We start from the raw sequence: 22,632 nt of genomic DNA, 5'->3' as shown, positions 1-22,632 counted from the left end.
ACACCAGAAAAAGGATTTAGGGTTATCATGATAAAAAACAAAGGAATATCGACGTGCGCGGTGCTGATCGCAGCCGTGCTGATGTCGGGATGTGGCGGCGATAGTGGTAAGTCTGGGGATAAGCGCCTGAACAGGGATGGTGATCCCTTACTGGCAAACCTGCAACCCTACGTGAAAACCAGTCCGTTTGCGCAGACGGCCAAAGACTGTGCCGTCATCTATAAAACGAATCAATCTTGCCATCTTCAAGATATCGCGCCTATGGGATATGACATTCAGGGCGATTTGACCCCGGATGATATTGCCCGAAGGCTGATGGTATCGCATGCCTGGATGGGGGACAGCTTTATGGCTGTGGTCCGGGATTTGCCGCAGGATGCGCTGAATCTGTTCAAGCCGTTGAATGTGATTGTGCTGAGCCTGGATGTCCGTCCGTCTTTTTACCATCGCTATACAGCCGGGATCTATATTGATCCCAGATATCTGTGGCGCAATGAGCAGGAATGGAACGATATCTATCAGCAGGACGATTATCGTTCCGGTTTTGCCGACGCACTTTCATTTCTCGCGCTGCAGCGTTATGTACATCCGAACGGGGATTATGTGACCTACAGCAACCAGTTTGATCCCGATTACAACAATTGGCGTACCCAGTCAGAAATCGCGCCGGGGCTATTCCGATTATTGGCTCATGAATTGGCGCATGCCAATGATTTTCTGCCGCCTGATCAGGTTCAGTTTTTGGATGCTTCCCGCTCTGTAGAAGAAAACATCGCGAGGCTTGAGAGTGACTGGGTACAAAACTCACTCAAGTCGACATATGCGTTAAAGTCCAGTGACCTGAAATTGATGGCAGACAGCTATTTTGGCGGGGCTGCTGTCACCAAGACGATGTCACCGGAGCAAGCTGGTGCAAGCTTCGAATTTGATGGTGCGGCCGACTTTTACGGTTATTACACCAGCGCTGAAGATGTCGCGATGCTGTTTGAAGCCTACATGATGTGGCGTGAATATGAGGTGGTCTCGGATGTTGCGTTTACCTCCTCACCGACCGTTGCAGAGTACAGCTGTGATGATCTGATCATTGGCTGGGGGCAGCGAAACCGGCTGGCACAGGCCGATGTAGTACCGCGGGCCAGACAGGTTGCAGAGGCAATCTTACAGCAGGATCTGACGGCTGAATTTACGGTTATTCAAGAGAGTATCCCGGTAGAACTACCTTATGGATACGGCTGGTGTCAGGCCCGGACTGCCGTGATGTCCGCTCGGTTCCAGCGCTTTGAGCAGGTGGCCCCGGTGCCGGTGCAGGATCACAGCAAGCGGTATCTTGAAGAGATGCTGCGCCACTAAACAGAATACGGCTGAGTCAGGCTCAGCCGTTGTTTCTTCTTCTATTCGCAGACAGGGATCACAGTCCAGCTTTCTGACAAGATTTCAGCACAAAGTCATTGTGCTGATTCTGAATTTTCGCGATCCGTCGGTCCCGTTCACACTCCCATGGACTCACCGGATAGGTTTTGTCCCAGGCCTGCATCAGTTGACGCTGACTTTTTGCCAGACGGAACCGGTATTCCTGTTCCATGTAAAGGTAGGTGCGGGCAATGGCGCCACGGGCGCGCTGCGGCGGGTCAACGCGGCGGTTTTTGAAATCCACTTTCATTTCGCACTGACCGTAGAAAGCACCGTCGCTTTCTCGCCAGGGCAAAAACTGGTAGTTCGAGCGATCCCCATTCACCTCGCCAATGGCTGGGGTCAGGTTATGCATATCCGCTTCCATACGGTTGAACGTCGGGTCTTTGCGGCAGTTCTTGCGTCCGCCATCCTGCCAGCATTGTAGCTGGTGACCAAACTGCCAGGCTGGCACCACGTGTTCCCACTCGATCCGGCTGGCACGTTTTTCCTGCTTCCGTACCTGATAACCACAGCTGTTTAAATCCGGAACGCCTTTCTTTCCGTGCCAGTCTATCCGGCAGCCACAGTAAAAGCTCTCATTGTGATCCTGGTAAATTTTCACCAGTAACTTTTTTGCTTTGGAAAAGGACTCGGGCGGGTTGGCGTAGGCAAGGTTGGGTAACAGGCTGACGCTCATCAGGGCGCCGGTCAGCCCCCATTTGAAAGTGGTGAACATGGTATATCCGATGACTGATAGGAGAGTAACGATGGTATCAGTACCGGATTTTTTTAGAAGTGCTTCACGTTATGTCTGTGTAAAACATCAAATTATGATTATTTTGTCGGCATTATTCACGTTTTTTGGGTTAAGGGCTGGTGGCACTGGGTGCAATGATAAATGGCTTGCTGTCGCATCACTTTGTGATGCCGCCGAATGGTGAGCTGGTGTTCCCGGCATTGGCACTGATAGCGGAACGTTTGCCCGCGCACGGAGGCAATATCAAAACTGTGGGTGGTTCGCGGGGAAACGCCCATCACCTCAGACATCATTCGCTGCCATTCAGGCCCGTGCGGTTTTACTCTGCCATAGCAGGCAAAGGTCAGCAGATGGGCCAGTTCATGGGGAACCACTTCATCCAGAAATGCCTGGGGATTTTCGGCCAGCAGTACCGGGTTATAGCGAATTTCCCAGCTTTGTAATCGGGCACTGCCCGCAATTTTGCCGCGCTGATTAAAGCGAATGACCGGGTCTGAAAAACGCTTCCCCAGTTTTTGTTCGGCCTGACGAAGGCAGTTGAGCGTCCGCGCAATGATGGTGTGTTGAAGTGAGTCCATAGCAAGATGAGGGTGAACCAACAGGGCGTACAGTATGAAAGGTCTGCTTTCGTTTTTCTACCCGCGGTGTGCTGGCAGTGTGTTTGTATAGCGTGGGGAGCTTTTGGATCATCGGTGGTCAAAACCTCTGAAAGCTGTACATCAGGATGTGATCAGCTTACAGAGCAATGGGAATACGGGTGGTAAAAAGCTTATCAACTTTCTATATTTCAGATAGTTATCAGTTTCTTCTTTGCGGCAGTTCAGCTTAGGCAGCTTTAGGTCTATGGGTGACCAGAAGCTAAAAGAGGTGTACAGGAAGCGATGAGACAGGAAGAAAAGTAATGAAAAAGGAAGCCGAAGCTTCCTTTTTCACGAGTAAGAATCACAGCCAGACTGAGATTACTTGATGTTTGCGTAATCGCGCAGCAGATCAGCTTTGTCGGTTTTTTCCCATGGGAACTCTTCACGACCGAAGTGGCCGTAAGCTGCAGTTTTCTTGTAGATAGGCTGCAGCAGATCCAGCATCTCGATCAAGCCGTATGGACGCAGGTCGAAATGATGACGAACCGCTTCAACAATCAGATCGTGAGAGACTTTCTCGGTGCCGAAAGTTTCAACCATGATTGACGTTGGCTCTGCAATACCAATGGCGTAAGACAGCTGAATCTCACAGCGGTCAGCCAGACCAGCCGCAACAATGTTTTTCGCAACATAACGGGCTGCGTAGGCTGCACTGCGGTCAACTTTGGATGGATCTTTACCTGAGAATGCACCACCGCCGTGACGTGCGGCACCGCCGTAGGTATCGACGATAATTTTACGGCCAGTCAGACCACAGTCACCCATTGGACCGCCGATCACGAAACGGCCGGTTGGGTTGATGAAGTACTTGGTGTCTTGTGTCAGCCACTCAGAAGGCAGTACGGGTTTGATGATTTCTTCCATGACCGCTTCTTGCAGAACAGGCAGTTCGATGCTGTCGCAATGCTGAGTCGACAGAACGACTGCGTCAACGCCAATAATCTTGCCGTTGTCATAAGCGAAGGTCACCTGGCTTTTTGCATCCGGACGCAGCCAAGGTAGTGTACCGTTTTTACGAACTTTGGCCTGACGCTCAACCAGACGGTGTGCGTAGGTGATTGGTGCTGGCATCAGCACGTCAGTTTCGTTGGTGGCATAACCGAACATGATGCCCTGATCGCCGGCACCCAGATCTTTCGGATCTGCACGGTCAACACCCTGGTTGATGTCCGGAGACTGTTTACCAATGGCACTCAGAACGGCACAAGAGTTAGCATCAAAGCCCATGTCTGAATGGGTGTAACCAATTTCACGAACGGTCTGACGCGTCAGCTCTTCAATATCAACCCAGGCAGTGGTCGTGATTTCACCACCGACCATCACCATACCGGTTTTAACGTAAGTCTCACACGCAACACGTGCTTTTGGGTCTTGTTCTAAGATCGCATCCAGGACTGCATCTGAGATCTGGTCTGCAATTTTATCTGGATGGCCTTCCGATACCGACTCAGAAGTAAACAGGTGTTTCGCCATGAGTATTCTCACTATCTGAAAAAACTGAAAGAGGTTGGAGGTGGAAAGTTAGTCAGTCTGGTCGAATATTTACCAGTCTGTATGTATAGAGCTACCTCCGTCTAGATGGCTATAATAACTTGTATGGGATCAAAATCAACCTTAACTGGAAATTAGATATGGATAACCTCAATGTTTCAATGAATCTGGTAATTCATCTTCTATCTGGTGCTTTATGCTTAGTTTTCTTTTGATTGTGGTCTTTAAGGCTGTCTTTGGGCCTCATTTTTCTCGAGGGCCTTCTCCGAAGTTCTGATGAAACTGAGTGAAAGACAAAAGACAGGCGTCTTGCTTGAGTGTGTCAACTGGGATTTTGCCATTGCCTGAACCTGTGGTTTCAGCGGATGAAATGCAATTGTTATGGTTCAGTTGCGGAAAAATTATTTCGAAGGTTGAAAAAAATGGCACAGATTGTCGCCCTGATCATTCTATATCCGCTCAAAACAGGCTGTTGATATCAGGGGTAATCCGCTTGGAGTGGGCGTATTTACTGGTTTTGTGGCAAGTTCACAGATAATCATTCTGGAGGGTGAGGCGGGTCACAATTAAGATGATTCTCGTTAACGCATGGTATACACTAGGGCGGCTTTTCACTTTTGTAGCATGGATATGACAGTACGAGTCGCAATTAATGGATTTGGCCGTATTGGCCGCAGTGTTCTGCGGGCCTTATATGAAAGCGGCAAACATCGCCAGATTAAAGTCGTGGCGGTCAATGAACTGGCTCAGCCGGAATCAATGGCGCATCTGCTTCAGTATGATTCCAGCCATGGGCGCTTTGGCCGTAAGGTGACACATGATCAGGAGCACCTTTTTATTGCCGGTGATGAAGGCGAAGACGCCATTCGCATCCTTCATCTGAGCGATATTGAGCTCTTGCCCTGGCGTGATCTGGACGTAGATATTGTGCTGGATTGCACCGGTGTCTTTGGCTCCAGAGCTGACGGCGAAGCTCATATTCGAGCTGGTGCCCAGAAAGTCCTCTTCTCCCATCCTGCTGCAAACGACGTCGATAACACGATTATTTTCGGCGTAAACCACCAAAGCCTGTCACCACAAGACCGGATCGTGTCCAACGGATCCTGTACCACCAACTGTATTGTCCCTGTGATTAAAGTGCTTGATGATGCGTTCGGCATTGAATCCGGGACCATCACAACGATCCATTCAGCAATGAATGATCAGCAGGTGATTGATGCTTATCATACGGATCTGCGCCGCACCCGAGCGGCCAGTCAGTCGATTATTCCGGTGGATACCAAATTACATTTAGGAATCGGTCGCATCTACCCGAAATTTGCCGACAAGTTTGAGGCGATTTCTGTCCGGGTTCCTACAATTAACGTCACCGCAATGGACTTGAGTGTCACGGTGAAAACTAATGTCTCGGTTGATGATGTAAATCAAGCTTTGTCTGAGGCAGCACGGTGTACATTGACCAACATTGTCGATTACACCACAGCACCACTTGTTTCTGTTGACTTCAATCATGACCCCCACAGCGCCATTGTTGATGGCACCCAAACCCGTGTCAGCAACCAGAATCTGCTCAAGCTGCTGATCTGGTGTGATAACGAATGGGGATTTGCCAACCGGATGTTGGATACGGCACTGGCGATGTCGGTCGTCAATCAGCAACACAGTGATGTGACAGAATTTCCCAGCCAGGCGAAATCGCAGGGCTGACAGTATTTATTATTTACACAGTAAGACTATTTGAGAGGGCAAACCATGTCTGTAATCAAGATGACTGATCTGGATCTGGCCGGTAAACGTGTGCTGATCCGTGCTGATCTGAACGTGCCGGTAAAAGAAGGCAAAGTAACTTCTGATGCACGTATTTTGGCATCGTTGCCAACGATTCAGCACTGCCTGGCGGCAGGCGCGAAGGTCATGGTGACCTCTCACCTGGGTCGTCCGACCGAAGGTGAATATGCAGAAGAATTTTCGCTGCAGCCTGTTGTGAATTATTTGCAGGGCGCACTGGATTGCGACGTGAAACTGGCCAAAGACTATCTGAATGGTCTGGACCTGAATGCAGGCGAGCTGGTGGTTCTGGAAAACGTTCGTTTCAACGCGGGCGAGAAGAAGAACGATGAATCGCTGTCGAAGAAATATGCGGCACTGTGCGACATCTTCGTGATGGATGCATTCGGTACGGCGCACCGTGCTCAAGCGTCGACCCATGGTGTGGGGATGTTTGCTCCGGTTGCCTGTGCTGGCCCGCTGCTGGCTGCAGAACTGGAAGCACTGGGTAAAGCGCTGGATAACCCAGCTCGCCCGATGGTGGCGATTGTGGGCGGTTCGAAAGTTTCGACCAAGCTGACTGTACTGGAATCTCTGGCGAAGATCGCTGATCAGGTGGTTGTCGGTGGCGGTATCGCGAACACTTTCATCGCCGCGGAAGGTCACGGCGTTGGTAAGTCTCTGTATGAAGCCGATCTGGTTGATACGGCGAAAGCGCTGATGGCGCAAACAGATGTGCCTGTGGCCACCGATGTGGTGTGCGCGAAAGAATTTTCTGAGTCTGCGGAAGCGACCATCAAAGCTGCAAATGAAATTGCAGAAGATGACATGGTTCTGGATATTGGTCCGGATTCAGCAGCAGAGCTGGCTCGTATCATCAAAGATGCAAAAACTATCCTGTGGAACGGCCCTGTCGGTGTGTTCGAGATTGAGCAGTTTGGTCAAGGCACGGAAGTCGTCGCGAAAGCCATTGCTGAATCAGCAGGTTTCTCAATTGCAGGTGGCGGTGATACGCTGGCAGCGATTGATAAGTACGGTATCAAGGATAAAGTTTCTTACATTTCAACAGGTGGCGGTGCTTTCCTGGAGTTCGTGGAAGGTAAAAAACTGCCCGCTGTTGCTATGCTGGAAGAACGCGCGAAAGCCTGATTCCTGCGCCATGAATAAGCGGCATGTAGCCGAACTTGCGCATCAAACAGAGCGCTTCCGGCCACATGGATTTGCAAACGAGTTTATCTTTAAACCCAGACAACAAAGCTAATAGGACTATTGTTATGTCTAAGATCTTCGACTTCGTAAAACCTGGTGTGATTTCTGGCGATGACGTTCAGAAAGTGTTTGAAGTGGCAAAAGAAAACAAATTTGCCCTGCCAGCAGTAAACGTGGTTAACACTGACTCTATCAACGCTGTACTGGAAGCGGCTGCAAAAGTGAAAGCGCCGGTTGTTGTTCAGTTTTCTAACGGCGGTGCTGGGTTCTTCGCAGGTAAAGGCCTGAAACTGGAAGGCCAGCAGTGCCAGATCATCGGTGCGATCGCCGGTGCAAAATACGTTCACGCGGTTGCTGAAACTTATGGCGTGCCAGTGATTCTGCACACCGACCATGCAGCGAAGAAACTGCTGCCATGGATCGACGGTCTGCTGGATGCGGGTGAAAAACACTTCGCTGAAACCGGTAAGCCACTGTTCTCTTCTCACATGATTGACCTGTCTGAAGAGTCTCTGGAAGAGAACATCGCGATCTGTTCAGAATATCTGGCGCGCATGAGCAAGATGAACATGACGCTGGAAATCGAACTGGGCTGTACTGGTGGTGAAGAAGATGGTGTGGACAACTCTCATCTGGATCAGTCTTCTCTGTACACGCAGCCTGAAGACGTTGCTTACGCATACGAGAAGCTGAACGCAATCAGCCATCGTTTCACTATTGCTGCATCTTTCGGTAATGTTCACGGTGTGTACAAGCCAGGTAACGTTGTGTTGACACCAACCATCCTGCGTGATTCTCAGGCATACTGTGCAGAGAAATTTGGCATTGCACCAAACGCGCTGAACTTCGTTTTCCACGGCGGTTCAGGTTCTTCTCTGGAAGAAATCCGTGAGTCTATCGGTTACGGTGTGATCAAAATGAACATCGATACTGATACTCAGTGGGCAACCTGGAACGGGATCCGTGAGTACTACCTGGAGAACGAAGGTTATCTGCAGGGCCAGATCGGTAACCCAACGGGTGAAGACGCACCAAACAAGAAATACTACGACCCACGCGTATGGCTGCGTAAAGGTCAGGATTCTATGGTGAAGCGCCTGGAGCAAGCCTTCTCTGATCTGAACGCTGTTGACACGCTGTAATTTTATTTGCTGCATGGTCACAATGAAAGCCCGCATGATGCGGGCTTTTTTTTGCCAGGGCTTCATGGGTTCGCGATTGAGAGGGAACTTTGACGACGTGAATTGAGCAAAACGTCTCATAATGTGAGACAAATTCAGCAAATGTTGCTAGCTTTATGACGGTCGATTGAATGATATACAGATGCGTGCCTGGCTGCCGCATCATTCAACAGTAGAGAGAGTGCTATGACAGAAAGCGTGACAGATAAAGTTGTGGATACCATTTCAAATAATGAGCTGGCCGATGGCGTGAAGCAGGCGGGCAGCTGGCTTGTGGATAATCAGGATTTGCTGATTCAGTATGGGGTGAATCTGATTTCAGCTCTGCTGATTCTTTTTATCGGTAACTTGGTTGCGAAAGGCGTATCCAGTGGTTTCGGCAAAATGCTGCGCCGCAAACAGATGGATGAAGCGGTTGTGAAGTTCCTGCAATCTCTGGTGCGTTATCTGCTGTTTGTGATTGTGCTGATTGCAGCATTAAGTCGTGTTGGCGTTCAGACAGCATCTGTCGTGGCAGTGATCGGTGCTGCCGGCCTGGCGATTGGCCTGGCCTTACAAGGTTCTCTGTCAAACTTCGCTGCCGGTGTGTTGATTGTTGCGTTTCGTCCTTTCAAATCAGGCGACTATGTTGAAGTGTCTGGTGTGGCGGGTTCTGTTGAGTCGATTCAGGTGTTTCAGACCGTACTGAAAACACCGGACAACAAAATGGTTGTAGTTCCGAACTCTGCGGTGATTGGTGGCCCGATCACCAACTATTCCCGCCATGAAACCCGCCGGATTGATTATGTGATTGGCGTTTCTTACAAATCTGATCTGAAAAAAACCAAGGAAGTGCTGAAGCGAGTGGTGGATGCTGAGCCACGCTTGCTGAAAGATCCGGCACCGACTATTGGTGTGGTTGCACTGGCAGATTCTTCAGTGAACTTTGTTGTTCGTCCCTGGGTGAAAACATCTGACTACTGGGCAGTTTATTTTGATTTGCTGCAGGCAATCAAAGAAGAGCTGGACAAAGAAGGGATTGAGATTCCTTTCCCACAAATGGATGTTCATCTCAACAAAGTCGAAGACTGATTCTTCCGATGAGAGACAAACAATGGAGCCGAGGGCTCCATTGTTTTGATCGTGAGTTATCAGGCGCTGGAGTCAACTGAGCATCACGGGCTTAAGCCAGTAATCCTTTTGCCAGATGTGCCGCAATCACGAACATCATCAGGGCGACACCCAAATCAATCCCCCGTTTCACTCGGGGCTTGGACAGTGTTGGCGCCATTTTGGCAGCGGCAACCGACAGGGTGAAAAACCAGGTAAAGGAGGCGAGGATGGTGCCGACTGCAAAAGCAATGCGATCCTGCCCCTCAAACTGACCCCCAATTGAACCCAGAATCACCACAGTGTCCAGATACAGATGTGGGTTCAGCACAGTCACCGCCAGTGCACCGGCAATGACGGCTCGCCGTCCGCGGGCCAGCACCTGTGCACTGGGTTCTTGTTCAGATGCCGGACTGAAGGCACTTTTCAGCGACAGGCTGCCGTAAAACACCAGAAAGGCAATGCCACCCAGTGTGACTGCCATCAACACGGTCTCGTTGCTGGACAGCAGGGCGCCGCCGCCAAAAACACCAAGACTGATAAACAACATATCCAGCACACTGCACACCGTCGCTGTGGTGAGGTGATGCTGGCGTTTGATGCCTTGGTTCAGGACATAAGCATTCTGGGCACCAATCGGAATAATCATACTGGCACCAAGACCAAAGCCTTGGAGTAACGGCCATAAACTCATGTGGGGTGTGTCCTTATCAAAATGTTCAGAGAGAGTTTCAACTGGCTAAAGCTTAACGGCCTCGCTATGATTTAGTACAACTAATAATTTTTATGATTTATTAGACTTACTAATATTGAGGGAGCCGCATGGAAGGACTCGATTACCGCTGGTTACAGGCGCTGGACGCTGTCGTGTCTCAGCGGGGCTTTGAGCGGGCAGCTGAATTGCTGTGTATCACCCAATCTGCCGTGTCACAGCGGATTAAGCAATTGGAAAAGCATATGGCACAGCCGCTGCTCGTCCGGGAGCAGCCACCGCGGCCAACCCCAGCAGGCCAAAAACTACTGGGCTTATATCGCCGGGTTCGCTTACTGGAGCAGGAGCTCTTGCCGGATATCCGTCCCGGCGAACAGAGTCAGCCGTTGCAGATGTCGATCGCGTCGAATGCCGACAGTCTGGCCACTTGGCTGCTGCCTGCACTCAGCCCGCTTCTGAAGCGGCGTCGCATTGAAATCAACCTGATGCTGGAAGATGAAAGCCGTACTCTGGACAGACTCCGCAGTGGCGAAGTTGTCGGTGCCATCAGCATGGAAGCGACACCGATGCCGGGCTGTGTCGCGGACTATCTGGGGCGGATGGATTATCTCTGTGTGGCCAGTCCTGAATTTCAAACCACTTACTTTACCGATGGCGTCAATCGGGACAGCTTGCTGGCCGCGCCGGCTGTGGCTTTTGATCAGTATGACGACATGCACGAAGTCTTCATTCAGCAGCATTTTAATCTGCCGCGTGGCAGTGTGCTCACCCACCGGGTGCGATCATCGGAAGCATTCGTCAAACTGGCATTAGAGGGCGTGGCTTATTGTCTGATCCCGAAGGTTCAGATCGAAGAAGAACTCTTGAGTGGGGCGCTGGTGAATCTGACGCCTGGGATCATGCTGACCCGGCGAATCTACTGGCATCACTGGGCGCTGGAAAGCGGCGTCTTCAGTGAGGTGACGGCACAGTTGCTCGATCACGCCCGGAATAAACTGCCGCAATAATCTGAATTTTTCGCTATTGATAGCCGCCTCATCAATAAAATATTGTGCAAAATCTTTGTCAGGCCGGGATACATTTCTCTGATGTGATGTCAAAATCCGCACACAGAGAAACAGACATGGTCTGTGGCTCTTGATTGAATCAACTGATTTGGATGATGTTATGAAGAAAACCTTGCTTGCTGCTTGTTTCACAAGTGTTGTTCTGGCCAGCCCGCTGGCGATGGCTGAGGACAGTTTCCCACGCCTGGAAACCATTGGTGTCGGTGAAGTCACGGCGCAACCGGATATGGCAACTTTCTCTGTTGCGGTCGAGGAAACCCGTAAGACGGCACAGGAAGCGAAACAAGCCGCGGATAAGGCTGTCACTGCGTTTATGGACCGACTGCAGAAACAGGGCGTCAAGCGTGCTGATATTGAAAGCGCCAACATCTATTTGCATCCGCAGTATCATCACAGCAAAGATAATTCGCCGGAGCTCGTGGGTTATCAGGCGACCCGTCAGGTCACAGTGACTGTCCGGGATCTGGACCAGTTGAATAGCTATCTGGACAACGCACTGGGTGACGGGATTAACCGGATTCATCGCATTGAGCTGAAAGTGACTGATGAAGCCAAGTATCAGGAGCAGGCGCGTCAGGCTGCGATTCAGGATGCTCAGGAAAAAGCGAAATCTCTGGCCAAAGGCTTCCAAACTGAACTGGATGGGATCTGGAATATCCGCTATTACGATTCAACACCTCGTCCGGTGATGGGACGGATGGCGATGGATGCTGCCGTTCAAACCAAAGCGACGTATCAGGATGCGGAAATTACCTTCCAAGATCGGGTTGAAGTGGTTTTTCGTCTTGAAAAATAATGTTTTTCCTGAGTAAAGACCCATAAAAAGCTCACCGGACGGTGAGCTTTTTGGTTGATTCGGCGGCGTCTGAATTAATGCAGAATACGGGCGCGAATGGTGCCATCAATGGCTTTCAGTTTATTCAGCGCTTCTTCAGAACGCTCTGTCTCAACATCAATCACCACATAGCCCAACTCTGGGGTGGTTTGCAGGTATTGTGCGGCAATGTTGATGCCTTCTGAGGCGAAAATGGTCGTGATCTGATTCAGAATCCCCGGACGGTTTTCGTGAATGTGCAGCAAGCGAGAGCAACTGCGGTGCTCAGGCAGCGACACTTCCGGGAAGCCGACGGCTGAGACGGTTGAACCGTTATCAGAGTACTTCACAATTTTACCGGCTACTTCAATCCCGATATTTTGCTGCGCTTCCTGCGTGGAACCACCGATGTGCGGCGTCAGAATAACATTGTCAAAACGGGTCAGCGGCGATTCAAACCGATCTTTGTTGGTTTTCGGCTCGACCGGGAAAACGTCAATGGCAGCACCGGCGAGGTGTTTGCTCTCCAGTGCGCTGCATAGCGCGTCAATATCCACCACAGTACCGCGGGCCGCATTGATGAAGATAGCCCCAGGCTTCATGCGGGCAAACTCTTCCGCGCCCATCATATTCTGGGTGTCTGCGGTTTCCGGGACATGCAGACTGATGACATCGGCTTTGTTCAGCAGTTCGCTGAGCGTGTCGACCTGCTTGGCATTGCCCAGCGTCAGTTTGTTCTCAATATCATAGAAATAGACATCCATACCCAGATTTTCAGCCAGAATGCTCAGCTGAGTTCCGATATGACCGTAACCGATGATACCCAGCTTTTTACCGCGGGCTTCATAGGATACATCGGCTGTCTTCTGCCATTCACCGCGATGCGCTTTGGCGTTTTTCTCTGGAATGCCACGTAACAGCAGCAGGATTTCTCCCAGTACCAGTTCAGCGACACTTCGGGTATTGGAGAAGGGGGCGTTGAAAACGGGAATACCACGGCGGCTGGCTTCAAGTAAATCGACCTGATTGGTGCCGATGCAGAAGCAACCGACAGCGATCAGTTTTTTGGCGGCTTCGAAAACTTCAGCGGTTAACTGGGTACGGGAGCGGATGCCAATGAAGTGTGCGTCTTGAATGGCTTCCAGCAGTTCATCTCCGGCAAGCGAGCCTTTGTGGTACTCGATATTCTCATAACCCGCTTGCGTGAGGACTTCCAGCGCAGAAGGGTGAACGCCTTCCAGGAGCAGAATTTTTATTTTGTCTTTTTCCAGAGAAACTTTGGCCATAGGTTCTTTTCCTTAAAAACAACAGGTATTCCATTCAGCTTGTAAGCTGTCTCAGCGATGTAAACCACATCCTGTGACATCCCACGATAACGGGTGAGCACCCTGTGTTGCTGTCTGGTGGGCTTAAACGATTGCGTTCACACTAAAGTATCAAAAAATTCGGCGGCGTGGCGAGAATATTACGAAATGGATAAGAAAAAACGGCATATATTATGCCGTTTCGTCATCAAACCGTAGGAAAAGCGACAAAGCTGTTATTGAGTGACAGTTTTCACGCCTTCCGGAGAGCCAACCAGCAGGACGTCCGCACCGCGATGGGCGAACAGACCGACGGTCACCACACCCGGTAGTGCATTGATTTGATCTTCCAAAGCTTTCGGATCGGTGATTTTGAGGCTGTGCACATCCAGAATAATATTGCCGTTATCTGTGATCACGCCTTCACGATAAACCGGATCGCCTCCCAGTTTCACCAGTTCACGACCAATAAAAGAGCGGGCCATCGGAATCACTTCCACGGGCAGCGGAAACTGGCCCAGCACGTCTACTTCTTTGGTGTTATCCACGATACAGATGAATTTTTTGGCAATGGCTGCGACGATTTTTTCGCGGGTCAGCGCGGCACCGCCACCTTTAATCATGTCAAATTGCGGGTTGATTTCGTCGGCACCGTCGACATAGATATCCAGCGAGGCAACTTCATTGGCATCAAACACTTCAATGCCCAGTTCTTTCAGGCGCTGAGTCGATGCTTCGGAGCTGGAGACTACGCCTTTGATTTCTTCCTTGCGGGTCGCCAGTGCATCGATGAAGTGATTGACGGTGGAGCCGGTGCCGACACCGACAATGCTGCCTTTGGTCACGTAGTCCAGGGCTGCCCAGCCCGCCGCTTTTTTCATTTCATCTTGTGTCATGCCTTTCTCCTCGTGATGGCCAACGGAATGCGAGCGCTGATTATAGCGGACAGCGCTGTGCCTGACATGACAAAAACTTGATGGAGATCGCCGTTTGAAGATCCGGGGTTGGGATGTTCACCAATGGTGGTATGCGGAAGGTGTGAGAATTGCCGGTAGCGGGACATCCCAGGCTTCAGACGGTAAATGCCGGACTTGCTGGCAATCGTGTGCCAGTCCAAGCGGTTGGGGACCCAAACCGGATTGGTGCCACTGGCTGAGGGTACGGTCATAATATCCCCCGCCCATGCCCAGTCGTTGTCCCTGATCGTCAAAGGCCACCAAAGGCGTGCAGACGATGTCCAGTTCATGGACAGGCTTGACCAGGCGTACATCCAGCGCGGGTTCTGCAATGCCGTAGCGGTTGCATCGCATCGGACTGTCCGGGCGGTAATGCAAAAACAGCAGGTGTCCTTTGCTGAACGGATGGAGTACCGGCAGGTAGACGTTTTTTCCCTGACGCCAGATCCAGTCAATCAGCGGGCCGGTATCCAGCTCGCCATCATTACTCAGATAAATGGCAATATGACGGGCGTCACGAATCGTTTTGAGCTGAGTGAAACGGGCCAGAACGGCTTTACTTGCTTGTTCTTGCTGATGAGGCGTCAATGCCTGACGCTGAAGCCGGATTTGCTGGCGCAGTTGTTGTCGGGTCGACTGCGTAGCCGGTCCGCCGTGGTGGAGTGCATCCATGTCATGCTACCTGTCATTGCCCGCTCAGAACGAGAACTGCCGGTAAATGAGCAGGATAAAAAGGGAGTGCCCCAAGGTGCCGTTGCGAATTGTTGCCCTTGAACCAGACGTTCAAGGTGGATCGGCAGCATCAACCGTAGGCTTCTCAGTCGTGCTGAGCATGCTCAGTAGCTGATAAAAGCAGATCCTGGTTTTTTGCTTATCGGCTCGGGGACGTCGATTCGCTGACGCACACCCCAGGGTCAATTCATTATCAACGCTGTGATTGATTTTGCAATGCCTCATTCAGGCTTTCTGTCAATTGACCGATCCGGTCGGACAGAGTTTGGGCATTGTTGTTAAATTCTTTTCGCTCTTTATGTAACTCGCTGCATAGATTCAGACCAGTGAACATTAGCAGTTGCTCAGGATTTGAAATCTTAGTGCGTTCTGCCAGTTCATTAATCCGGTCGTCAAAATCTGCCGCTGCGCTTCGCAGTGCGGCTTCCTGACCTGCCGGACAATTGACTTTAATGGTACGGCCTAAAATTTCAATTTCAACTGCCTGCGAGTTCATAGTTGCCTTGTTTCCGTGTCAGTCACTGATATGTGTTGAACCAAGCAAATCTCGCTGAACTCAGCCGCTTGAAGAGACTTGGATAAAGCTGCGGCTAATATAGAAAAAGCCTATTTAACATGCAAGCGCGTGGCTTCGCCAGTGAGGTTGAAATCTGTCAGCCAGACAGAACTTCATCAGTTCGGTTGTTTTTATGCCAGCCACGTGGAAGCAAGCTTCAAAAATGAAATCTGAATCCACCGTCTTCTGCAATAGGTTAGCCTGAAACCAGCCTTAGTGGTAGCATAACACAAACCCATCCGACACCAACTGATTAAGGTGAAAAGCCCATGAGCGAAGTAAAGTTGCCGGCCTATGAAGCGGTTGATGCAGCCCTGAAAATTCAGTCTTTGGCGGTCACGCCCTCGGAACTTCACGGACTCTTAACCGGGATGTTGTGTGGCGGGTTACCCGCGACAGGTGAGCAGTGGATTGGCCCGATTGCCGATTATGCCAACAATGGCGAATCTCTTGGGGGAGAAGCGAGAGCAATGACGCAATCATTGGTGGAAATGACCGCCAAAGCGCTGGCAAGTACCGGGTTTGAAGTGAGTTTACTGATGCCGGATGATGAGGCCGCGTTACTGGACCGGGCTGAAGCCTTGAGCGAATGGGTAAATTGTTTTCTGTCTGGTCTGGGCCTGATGGGGCTCAACCATGAAAAACTGCCAGCGAGTGTGCAGGAAGCCTTGGGTGATCTTCAGGACATCGCGCAACTGGGCATTGATGAAGAAGACGATTTGGAAGAGCAGGCGGCATTGTTTGAGCAAGTGATTGAACATGTCCGGATGTGTGCGTTGACTTGTTTTTTTGAACTGGTGGCTAAGCATCAGGGCGAACAGACCGATAAACCGACGTTGCACTGATCTGCAGATTGTCATGAGGTCAAACAAGGTGAATCAGTATGATGTGGTCATTGTCGGTGGGGCAATGACAGGTGCCAGTCTTGCACTGGCGCTCGATCGTTTGAGTCTGGGAACGTTACGTATTGCCGTTGTCGAAGCCGTGTCTCCGGCACAGTCCGGTCATCCGGGTTATGATGCCCGCAGTATTGCGTTGTCACTGGGATCGGTGAAGCTGATGTCCCAATTGGGACTCTGGCCGGCTCTGACATCTGAAGCCACTGCGATTTCCCGGATCCATGTTTCGGATCGGGGACATGCCGGTTTGGCACGAATAGCGGCCCATGAGTATGGGACACAGGCTCTGGGTTATGTGATTGAATTGGCCCATGCGGGCGCCGTTTTTCATGAGCAAATGGCACAAAGTGATCGGATCGATCTGATTTGTCCCGCACACATTATTGCGATTGAACGAGATTCCGATCGGGTCACATTGCAACTCTCGACGGGTGAATCGTGTCAGGCGAGGCTGCTGGTGGCGGCTGATGGTGGTGCATCCACCTGCTGCTCACTGCTTGGGATGAAGTCCCGTGAAACCGATTTTGGTCAGGTGGCGGTGATTGCCAATGTCTCGAGCGCTTTGTCCCATCAGGGGGAAGCATTTGAACGTTTCACCCCTTCCGGACCGCTGGCCTTATTGCCAATGAGTCAGGGACGCAGTTCGCTGGTGTGGTGTTTACCCCCGGAACAGCAGCAGGATGTGCTGGGCTGGAGCGATGAAGAATTTTTAGCAAACTTACAGTCGGCATTTGGCTGGCGGTTGGGTAAGCTGACCAAAACCGGGCAACGGTACGTGTATCCGTTGTCACTGCGTCAGGTTGATCGGCGGATTTCTCACCGTGTTGCGGTGATCGGAAATGCTGCGCAGACTTTACACCCCATTGCGGGTCAGGGCTTTAATCTGGGGTTGCGTGATGTGATGACACTGGCTGAAGAAGTGATCGCCGGTGCGCAGCAGGGTCAGGATATCGGGGGGCGGCTGTTTTGAGCCGATTCAGGCAGCGTCGCGATCCCGATCAGCAGGCGACCATCCAGATGACCACAGGCTTGGTGACGATGTTCTCCAATGAGCACTGGCCAATGGTGGTCGGACGCAATGCCGGATTAATGGCCATGAATGCCATGGAAACATTGAAATCCCCGCTGGTGAAGCGGGCTATGGGACAAGTGGACAGATAAGCATGATGCAAAGTGTAGACGTTGCCATTATCGGCGGTGGTATGGTCGGGTTAACGCTGGCGGCAGCGCTGGCGGAAACTGATCTCAGAATCGCTGTGATTGAAGGCCGCCTCCCCAATTCAGAATTGTCGGTGCTGCCGGATGTTCGGGTTTCTGCCCTGAGTCGGGCCAGCGAGCGAATTTTACGCCGTGTCGGTGCCTGGCCGGGAATGGAAGAGCGCCGAATCAGTCCTTATCAGCAGATGGATGTGTGGGAACAGGACAGTTTTGCACAGATCTCGTTTGATGCGGAATCTCTGGCGCAGCCCAATCTGGGCCATATTGTCGAAAACCGGGTGATTCAGTTATCGTTGCTGGAGCAGGTGCAGCAGCAGTCCAATGTCACCGTGATGGCACCTGTACAATGTCAGCAATTGGCATTTGGTGAGCAAGAAGCCTGGCTGAGTCTGGATAACGGACAGCACTTAACCGCCAAGCTGGTGGTTGGGGCTGACGGTGCGAACTCCTGGGTCCGCCGGCAGTTGAGTATTCCGCTGACGCACTGGGACTATGGTCATCATGCGTTGGTTGCCAATATCCGCACTGCGGAGCCTCACGGGCAAACGGCGCGCCAGATTTTTACCCCGGATGGTCCGCTGGCTTTTCTGCCGCTGGCTGAGCCTGATTTGTGCTCTATCGTCTGGTCAATCCCGCCTGAAAAAGCCGAATCTTTGATGTCACTGTCGCAGGAAGATTTCAGTCACGCTCTGACCGCAGCGTTCGATTGCCGTCTGGGAATGTGCCGTCTGGAAGGCGAGCGTCAGGTTGTCCCGTTGAAAATGCGCTATGCCCGAGATTTCGTTCGTGATCGCGTGGTTCTGGTGGGTGATGCTGCACATACCATTCATCCACTGGCAGGCCAGGGGGTGAATCTGGGGCTTCTCGATGCGGCCAGCCTTGCTGAAACCCTGAGCCAGCTTTGGCGACAGGATAAAGACATCGGTGCCCGTCAGCACTTACGCCATTTCGAGCGCTGGCGAAAAGCTGAGGCTGCAAAAATGATCGCTGCGATGCAGATTTTCCGGGAGTTATTTGAAGGGCAGCACCCTGCTAAGAAACTCTTGCGGGATATGGGGCTTCTGTTCGCGAATCACACACCCGGAGTCAAAGATCAGTTCATCCGCCGGGCATTAGGGCTCAGCGGCGAGCTGCCGGCGCTGGCGCAGGCCTGACAGCTCCTCAACACACGCTTTCAGACCAAAAATCCGTAATAAACCGCCCATCATTAGGCGGTTTTTTTATATGGTGCTTTGCTTTCATTCTCATTTTTTTCTCCTAAAGTAATAACAGTTGGGCGAGGTGAGCCGTGCCTCTCATGATATCTGACTGTCAACTTTCTCCGGCATGATGAACGCCGGACCGCTTTGGAAGGGATAAATATATGGCTGATACTCCATCTGATTTGAAATATGCGCATACCCATGAATGGATCCGGGCTGAAGGCGGCGGAGTTTATACGGTTGGCATCAGCGATCAAGCCCAGCAGCTGCTGGGAGATATGGTGTTTGTTGATTTGCCTGAAGTGGGCAGCACTTTTAGTCTGGGAGATGCATGCGGCTCTGCAGAATCGGTCAAGGCGGTTTCTGAAGTATATGCGCCCTTGTCCGGTGAAGTGGTTGCCATCAATGAAGAACTGGAGATGGAACCTGAACTCGTCAACAGTGATCCTTATGGGGATGGCTGGATGTTTCAGTTGAAAGCTGACGATGAGAAAGAACTGGATGAATTACTTGATGCGGAAGCTTATGTGGCTTTGGCACGAGAGGAGGATGATTGATCCTCACAGACAGTACTCGAAAGGCCGGTTTGCATACCGGCCTTTTGCATCACAGTCATGCGGCTTCTTTCATCCGGCGAATTTCCTGATTCACTTCTTTCACCGTATCGTAATGGCGCTGTTGTGCTCGGGTCGGGATTTTGAGCAGCCCATTATCAAACTCATATCCCCCACGGCCATCAATATATATTCTTCCGCTGAATAATCGGCTGACGTGCTTGGCGACCAATTTCGGGATGTACTGTTTAAACATGCGCATAATGAAGAGCAACCTTGCCTTGTTTATTTTTTTAATGTGATTGAACGCCGGGCATTATAGGGAATAGACCGTGATATATTTGTGACACTCACAGCATAATATTGAAGTAAAATGAGATCTTGATGTGAATAATATTGTCATTATTCGATTGGAATAGAATTTTATTCTGAGGTGCTGTGTGGATTGCCAGTGACCCGAAGGGTGAAAAAGGTATCTGAGGATGGTGTTATTTTAGCATTTTCTTAATTTTTTGAATGCCTTATGGTGACTGGGTTAAGGGTGGTTGTTCGCATTCGCAGATGAAAATGAAATACGGGGTTTGGTTGTTTTTTGTACGGATCTGGCTGCGGACGCACCTCAGAAAGGATGATCTGCTGAGGAAGTGAACTGCTCTGACCACTGAAAATTTTCTCAGATAATGTGCATGATTATGCTTTGGGTGCGGTTCGATGTGCAGCGGTCATGAACGGAGACAAAGTGTTAACGGCAAATGTCGCCAAAGCATGGTTTACATAACAGAGCTAAATCCTGAAATGCCAGCTCAATGCCTGCCATTTGGTTTCCGCTGCTGATGTTGACGCGGGTGCAACTCTTGAGAGATTCATCAAAAATGACAGGCAAGGGGTGTTTTAAGCCGACAGGGGCGACGGTGCCGATCTTCAAGCCAGTTACGGCTTCAACATCTTTGGCATCTGCGCAAGTCATGCGACGACAACCAAAGAGTCCCCGGACTTTTTTAGGATCGACCTGTCGGGTACCGGGGACGCAAGCCAATACATGTAAGCCGCCCATGTCCCGAAGCAGAATGGTTTTCACCATCAGTTCCGGCGAGACGCCACGAGCCTGCGCTGCTTCCTCTATGGTGCGGGCTGGCTGACTGTGCGGTAACAGCAGGAAGGGGATACCTTCCTGCTGTAAAAACCGGGTGACGGGCGTATCGAGCATCACGCAGGTTCGTCTTCCAGGCTGTAAGGCAGCGGGTTGTATTGCCACAGGTGATCAGGATCAGCCGCCAGACGAAAAGTCGTATCCTCATCCAGATCATTGGGCAGAACCACCAGCGCAATGGCCTGTTGATCCGAGAACTGATAACCGGCAATCACAGTGCCGCCCTTACGCCAGTTCTCGCCAACACTGCGCTCCAGTACATCGCTGGCTTTCGGACAGTCTGCTGCTGGGCCAGAGACAATATACATCGCGCGTTTGTTGATACCCCGCCATTTTGCCCGGGCAACCGTTTCCTGACCGGTATAGCAGCCTTTTTTGAAGCTGATACCACCCAAGGCCTGCAGGTTCATGGATTGTGGAATAAATTCCAGTTCGGTACTGGCATCAATTCTCGGGATGCCAGAGCGGATATCATACAAATCCCACAGGGTATCATCTGACAGCACCGCTTCAGACTGCAGGTGCGCCGCAATGTCTTGAGCTGTGGCTTCATCAACAGCCAGCAGCCAGCGCTGTGCATCAATCCGGACCGCAGTGCCGGATGGCAGGGCACGAACATCCCCTTCGCCGCCAAAGCGTTGATCGATGACGGTGTCCGCTTGAGCGCCGGTCAGGCCCAGTAACACATCACTGCTGGCTTCAATTGTTGTTTTCGAAAAGATGGCGTACTTTTTCAGCTCCGGAAGCTGTGTCGCCATCACGCTTTTGCGCTGAAGCCAGCCCAGGCCATCCCGATGGTGGAACAGGCGGAAAATGGTGCGCATTTTTCCTTTCGCGTCACAATGGGCGCCGAGGGTTGATTCTGTCTTTGCCAGCGACACCACATCGCAGGTGACTTGTCCCTGCAGATAGGAAACGCTGTCTTGACCGACCAAAGTGACCAGTCCCCAGTGGCTGAGATCAAGCAGCGCCAGTGAAGGCATCGGGGCATCTGAGGCAAGGGAGAGATTGTCGAATTGCAAATTATCAGACCAGGTACTCATTGTCGTATCCATCGTTGAAACGAGGGTGGCAGGGCAGCCCTCAGAAAGGCATTCAGTGGCCACTATGTTATCGCCCCGACTGAGATTTGTCATGCCACAAGCGCAATCGTTGAGTGCTTTTCTCAGGTATTATTTTGCCCAGCTCTCATTTTCCTGAACCACCGCCGGATGTTGATGGTGGACAGCCCGGGAGGCTGGTAGTATTGCCGCCAAACAGTCACCAACAGGAGTATAGGTTGGAAATGAACAGCACTGATGATAAAGCACGAATTCGATGGGCCTGCCGTCGCGGGATGTTGGAACTGGATGTGATTATCATGCCCTTTTTTGAAGAGTGCTTTGATGAACTGAACCCCCAGGAACGTCAGGATTTCGTCTCTCTGCTGACTTGTGATGATCCCGACCTGTTTAACTGGCTGATGGAGCATGGGAACAGCAGTAACCCGGCTCATGCCGCGATGGTGGACAAAATTGTTGCCCACAACAAGAGTAAGCTTCGCTAACCTGACGCTTTCCCCTTCTGCTTTCTTGCTTGCCGCTTTAACCGGGGCCTACCTGACAGCGGCGAGCCTGTTTTTCTTTTTAACGCTGACGGATCTGAACTGGCTGCCTGTTTTTTGCCTGGCAGTGGAGTTTTTGCTGCCCGAATACATTCGTGCGGGTAACCGGCTCAGTCAACAGCACGGTCGGCTCATCCTCTTGACCGAACGGGAAGTCGATTGGCATCGCCGCCGATGGCGTCTGGTACACGTTCGATTGCTGACTCCTTATTTGCTCATTCTGGATCTTGAATCGGCCGGCGACATACAGCAGTTAAGCGTGAGTCGAGATAGCTGTACACATCAGGATTTCCGCTTGTTGAGTCTGTTCTGCCGCTATCAATAAAAAAGCCTGATTG

At 51.2% G+C, this 22,632-nt stretch carries 23 protein-coding genes, 1 other RNA gene and 1 pseudogene; 13 read left to right on the top strand and 12 right to left on the bottom strand.

Going from position 1 to position 22,632, the window contains the following annotated elements; genetic code table 11:
* Nucleotides 1–27 precede the first annotated feature (27 nt).
* Entirely contained in the window at nt 28–1,350 is a 1,323-nt protein-coding gene (locus tag KDD30_RS13135) for a hypothetical protein (protein WP_211646255.1), read from the top strand.
* A gap of 58 nt (nt 1,351–1,408) precedes the next feature.
* On the opposite strand, the gene KDD30_RS13130 is transcribed toward KDD30_RS13135, so the two are convergent.
* The 3 genes from KDD30_RS13130 to metK form a co-directional block, all read right to left on the bottom strand.
* Nucleotides 1,409–2,089, bottom strand: a complete 681-nt coding sequence (locus KDD30_RS13130) for an endonuclease (protein WP_249199316.1) — start codon at nt 2,087–2,089, stop codon at nt 1,409–1,411.
* 155 nt (nt 2,090–2,244) lie between these two features.
* Nucleotides 2,245–2,727 carry a SprT family zinc-dependent metalloprotease gene (locus tag KDD30_RS13125; protein ID WP_211646253.1) on the bottom strand — a complete coding sequence of 161 codons (483 nt, stop codon included), beginning with the start codon at nt 2,725–2,727 and terminating at the stop codon, nt 2,245–2,247.
* 381 nt (nt 2,728–3,108) lie between these two features.
* Nucleotides 3,109–4,263 (bottom strand): methionine adenosyltransferase, encoded by a 1,155-nt coding sequence (gene metK, locus KDD30_RS13120; RefSeq protein ID WP_211646252.1) that lies wholly within the window; start codon nt 4,261–4,263, stop codon nt 3,109–3,111.
* Nucleotides 4,264–4,911: 648 nt separating this feature from the next.
* Between metK and epd the strand changes: the two genes are divergently transcribed.
* The 4 genes from epd (at nt 4,912) to mscS (ending at nt 9,509) form a co-directional block, all read left to right on the top strand.
* Complete coding sequence (gene epd, locus KDD30_RS13115) at nt 4,912–5,988, top strand: erythrose-4-phosphate dehydrogenase (RefSeq protein ID WP_211646251.1); 1,077 nt, start codon at nt 4,912–4,914, stop codon at nt 5,986–5,988.
* A gap of 45 nt (nt 5,989–6,033) precedes the next feature.
* Nucleotides 6,034–7,197, top strand: coding sequence for a phosphoglycerate kinase (locus tag KDD30_RS13110; protein WP_211646250.1), 1,164 nt, complete (start codon nt 6,034–6,036; stop codon nt 7,195–7,197).
* Between the two features lie 125 nt (nt 7,198–7,322).
* Nucleotides 7,323–8,399 carry a class II fructose-bisphosphate aldolase gene (gene fbaA, locus KDD30_RS13105; RefSeq protein ID WP_211646249.1) on the top strand — a complete coding sequence of 359 codons (1,077 nt, stop codon included), beginning with the start codon at nt 7,323–7,325 and terminating at the stop codon, nt 8,397–8,399.
* Nucleotides 8,400–8,624: 225 nt separating this feature from the next.
* A complete protein-coding gene (mscS, locus tag KDD30_RS13100; RefSeq protein ID WP_211646248.1) occupies nt 8,625–9,509 on the top strand; it encodes a small-conductance mechanosensitive channel MscS in 885 nt (294 codons plus the stop codon).
* Nucleotides 9,510–9,600: 91 nt separating this feature from the next.
* Here the strand turns inward: mscS and KDD30_RS13095 are convergent, their stop codons facing one another.
* Nucleotides 9,601–10,221: a LysE/ArgO family amino acid transporter gene (locus KDD30_RS13095; RefSeq protein ID WP_211646247.1), complete on the bottom strand. Its 621-nt coding sequence runs from the start codon at nt 10,219–10,221 to the stop codon at nt 9,601–9,603.
* A gap of 128 nt (nt 10,222–10,349) precedes the next feature.
* Here KDD30_RS13095 and KDD30_RS13090 point away from each other — a divergent pair, with 128 nt between their 5' ends.
* Nucleotides 10,350–11,246: a LysR family transcriptional regulator ArgP gene (locus tag KDD30_RS13090; RefSeq protein WP_211646246.1), complete on the top strand. Its 897-nt coding sequence runs from the start codon at nt 10,350–10,352 to the stop codon at nt 11,244–11,246.
* A 160-nt stretch (nt 11,247–11,406) separates the two neighbouring features.
* Entirely contained in the window at nt 11,407–12,102 is a 696-nt protein-coding gene (locus tag KDD30_RS13085; protein ID WP_211646245.1) for an oxidative stress defense protein, read from the top strand.
* Nucleotides 12,103–12,176: 74 nt separating this feature from the next.
* Here the strand turns inward: KDD30_RS13085 and serA are convergent, their stop codons facing one another.
* From serA to KDD30_RS13060, 5 genes are all read right to left on the bottom strand, one after another.
* Complete coding sequence (serA, locus tag KDD30_RS13080; protein WP_211646244.1) at nt 12,177–13,406, bottom strand: phosphoglycerate dehydrogenase; 1,230 nt, start codon at nt 13,404–13,406, stop codon at nt 12,177–12,179.
* Between the two features lie 254 nt (nt 13,407–13,660).
* Nucleotides 13,661–14,320, bottom strand: coding sequence for a ribose-5-phosphate isomerase RpiA (gene rpiA / locus KDD30_RS13075; RefSeq protein ID WP_211646243.1), 660 nt, complete (start codon nt 14,318–14,320; stop codon nt 13,661–13,663).
* Nucleotides 14,321–14,437: 117 nt separating this feature from the next.
* The gene (locus tag KDD30_RS13070; protein WP_211646242.1) at nt 14,438–15,052 is read right to left on the bottom strand and encodes a 5-formyltetrahydrofolate cyclo-ligase; all 615 of its coding nucleotides are present in this window, start codon (nt 15,050–15,052) and stop codon (nt 14,438–14,440) included.
* Nucleotides 15,053–15,116: 64 nt separating this feature from the next.
* Nucleotides 15,117–15,298, bottom strand: a non-coding RNA gene (gene ssrS / locus KDD30_RS13065) — 6S RNA.
* 7 nt (nt 15,299–15,305) lie between these two features.
* Entirely contained in the window at nt 15,306–15,608 is a 303-nt protein-coding gene (locus tag KDD30_RS13060; protein WP_211646241.1) for a cell division protein ZapA, read from the bottom strand.
* A gap of 329 nt (nt 15,609–15,937) precedes the next feature.
* Here KDD30_RS13060 and KDD30_RS13055 point away from each other — a divergent pair, with 329 nt between their 5' ends.
* From KDD30_RS13055 to gcvH, 4 genes and pseudogenes are all read left to right on the top strand, one after another.
* Nucleotides 15,938–16,513: a YecA family protein gene (locus tag KDD30_RS13055; RefSeq protein ID WP_211646240.1), complete on the top strand. Its 576-nt coding sequence runs from the start codon at nt 15,938–15,940 to the stop codon at nt 16,511–16,513.
* A gap of 13 nt (nt 16,514–16,526) precedes the next feature.
* Nucleotides 16,527–17,728: pseudogene (ubiH, locus tag KDD30_RS13050) on the top strand (2-octaprenyl-6-methoxyphenyl hydroxylase).
* A 2-nt stretch (nt 17,729–17,730) separates the two neighbouring features.
* Nucleotides 17,731–18,939, top strand: a complete 1,209-nt coding sequence (locus KDD30_RS13045; RefSeq protein WP_211646239.1) for an FAD-dependent 2-octaprenylphenol hydroxylase — start codon at nt 17,731–17,733, stop codon at nt 18,937–18,939.
* A 209-nt stretch (nt 18,940–19,148) separates the two neighbouring features.
* Complete coding sequence (gene gcvH / locus KDD30_RS13040; protein WP_211646238.1) at nt 19,149–19,544, top strand: glycine cleavage system protein GcvH; 396 nt, start codon at nt 19,149–19,151, stop codon at nt 19,542–19,544.
* Nucleotides 19,545–19,599: 55 nt separating this feature from the next.
* On the opposite strand, the gene KDD30_RS13035 is transcribed toward gcvH, so the two are convergent.
* The 3 genes from KDD30_RS13035 to ygfZ all read right to left on the bottom strand — a co-directional run bounded on the left by KDD30_RS13035 (nt 19,600) and on the right by ygfZ (nt 21,734).
* On the bottom strand, nt 19,600–19,803 hold the full coding sequence (locus KDD30_RS13035) for a DUF1107 domain-containing protein (RefSeq protein ID WP_211646237.1): 204 nt from the start codon (nt 19,801–19,803) through the stop codon (nt 19,600–19,602).
* Between the two features lie 480 nt (nt 19,804–20,283).
* Complete coding sequence (locus KDD30_RS13030; protein WP_211649950.1) at nt 20,284–20,748, bottom strand: aminoacyl-tRNA deacylase; 465 nt, start codon at nt 20,746–20,748, stop codon at nt 20,284–20,286.
* Complete coding sequence (gene ygfZ / locus KDD30_RS13025) at nt 20,748–21,734, bottom strand: tRNA-modifying protein YgfZ (protein ID WP_211646236.1); 987 nt, start codon at nt 21,732–21,734, stop codon at nt 20,748–20,750. Before ygfZ ends, KDD30_RS13030 begins: the two co-directional genes overlap by 1 nt.
* Nucleotides 21,735–21,976: 242 nt before the next feature.
* Here ygfZ and KDD30_RS13020 point away from each other — a divergent pair, with 242 nt between their 5' ends.
* Together KDD30_RS13020 and KDD30_RS13015 are read left to right on the top strand one after the other, a co-directional pair.
* A complete protein-coding gene (locus KDD30_RS13020) occupies nt 21,977–22,237 on the top strand; it encodes a succinate dehydrogenase assembly factor 2 (RefSeq protein WP_211646235.1) in 261 nt (86 codons plus the stop codon).
* Nucleotides 22,206–22,619 (top strand): protein YgfX, encoded by a 414-nt coding sequence (locus KDD30_RS13015; RefSeq protein WP_211646234.1) that lies wholly within the window; start codon nt 22,206–22,208, stop codon nt 22,617–22,619. The genes KDD30_RS13020 and KDD30_RS13015 overlap by 32 nt, the downstream gene beginning before the upstream one ends.
* Nucleotides 22,620–22,632 lie beyond the last annotated feature (13 nt).

This window comes from Photobacterium sp. GJ3 (genome assembly GCF_018199995.1).
In the GTDB taxonomy this organism is placed as follows: Bacteria; Pseudomonadota; Gammaproteobacteria; order Enterobacterales; family Vibrionaceae; genus Photobacterium.
The sequence above is the reverse complement of the archived record's forward strand: the minus strand, read 5'-3'. Positions and strand labels throughout refer to the sequence as shown.

Coding starts and splice junctions, on each gene's coding strand:
- fbaA (WP_211646249.1), top strand. CDS start 7,323: ATGTCTAAGATCTTCGACTTCGTAAAACCTGGTGTGATTTCTGGCGAT.
- metK (WP_211646252.1), bottom strand. CDS start 4,263: ATGGCGAAACACCTGTTTACTTCTGAGTCGGTATCGGAAGGCCATCCA.
- epd (WP_211646251.1), top strand. CDS start 4,912: ATGACAGTACGAGTCGCAATTAATGGATTTGGCCGTATTGGCCGCAGT.
- KDD30_RS13070 (WP_211646242.1), bottom strand. CDS start 15,052: ATGGATGCACTCCACCACGGCGGACCGGCTACGCAGTCGACCCGACAA.
- KDD30_RS13135 (WP_211646255.1), top strand. CDS start 28: ATGATAAAAAACAAAGGAATATCGACGTGCGCGGTGCTGATCGCAGCC.
- KDD30_RS13090 (WP_211646246.1), top strand. CDS start 10,350: ATGGAAGGACTCGATTACCGCTGGTTACAGGCGCTGGACGCTGTCGTG.
- KDD30_RS13020 (WP_211646235.1), top strand. CDS start 21,977: ATGAACAGCACTGATGATAAAGCACGAATTCGATGGGCCTGCCGTCGC.
- mscS (WP_211646248.1), top strand. CDS start 8,625: ATGACAGAAAGCGTGACAGATAAAGTTGTGGATACCATTTCAAATAAT.
- KDD30_RS13045 (WP_211646239.1), top strand. CDS start 17,731: ATGATGCAAAGTGTAGACGTTGCCATTATCGGCGGTGGTATGGTCGGG.
- gcvH (WP_211646238.1), top strand. CDS start 19,149: ATGGCTGATACTCCATCTGATTTGAAATATGCGCATACCCATGAATGG.
- KDD30_RS13030 (WP_211649950.1), bottom strand. CDS start 20,748: ATGCTCGATACGCCCGTCACCCGGTTTTTACAGCAGGAAGGTATCCCC.
- rpiA (WP_211646243.1), bottom strand. CDS start 14,320: ATGACACAAGATGAAATGAAAAAAGCGGCGGGCTGGGCAGCCCTGGAC.
- KDD30_RS13085 (WP_211646245.1), top strand. CDS start 11,407: ATGAAGAAAACCTTGCTTGCTGCTTGTTTCACAAGTGTTGTTCTGGCC.
- KDD30_RS13035 (WP_211646237.1), bottom strand. CDS start 19,803: ATGCGCATGTTTAAACAGTACATCCCGAAATTGGTCGCCAAGCACGTC.
- serA (WP_211646244.1), bottom strand. CDS start 13,406: ATGGCCAAAGTTTCTCTGGAAAAAGACAAAATAAAAATTCTGCTCCTG.
- KDD30_RS13095 (WP_211646247.1), bottom strand. CDS start 10,221: ATGAGTTTATGGCCGTTACTCCAAGGCTTTGGTCTTGGTGCCAGTATG.
- KDD30_RS13125 (WP_211646253.1), bottom strand. CDS start 2,727: ATGGACTCACTTCAACACACCATCATTGCGCGGACGCTCAACTGCCTT.
- KDD30_RS13060 (WP_211646241.1), bottom strand. CDS start 15,608: ATGAACTCGCAGGCAGTTGAAATTGAAATTTTAGGCCGTACCATTAAA.
- KDD30_RS13110 (WP_211646250.1), top strand. CDS start 6,034: ATGTCTGTAATCAAGATGACTGATCTGGATCTGGCCGGTAAACGTGTG.
- KDD30_RS13055 (WP_211646240.1), top strand. CDS start 15,938: ATGAGCGAAGTAAAGTTGCCGGCCTATGAAGCGGTTGATGCAGCCCTG.
- ygfZ (WP_211646236.1), bottom strand. CDS start 21,734: ATGAGTACCTGGTCTGATAATTTGCAATTCGACAATCTCTCCCTTGCC.
- KDD30_RS13130 (WP_249199316.1), bottom strand. CDS start 2,089: ATGAGCGTCAGCCTGTTACCCAACCTTGCCTACGCCAACCCGCCCGAG.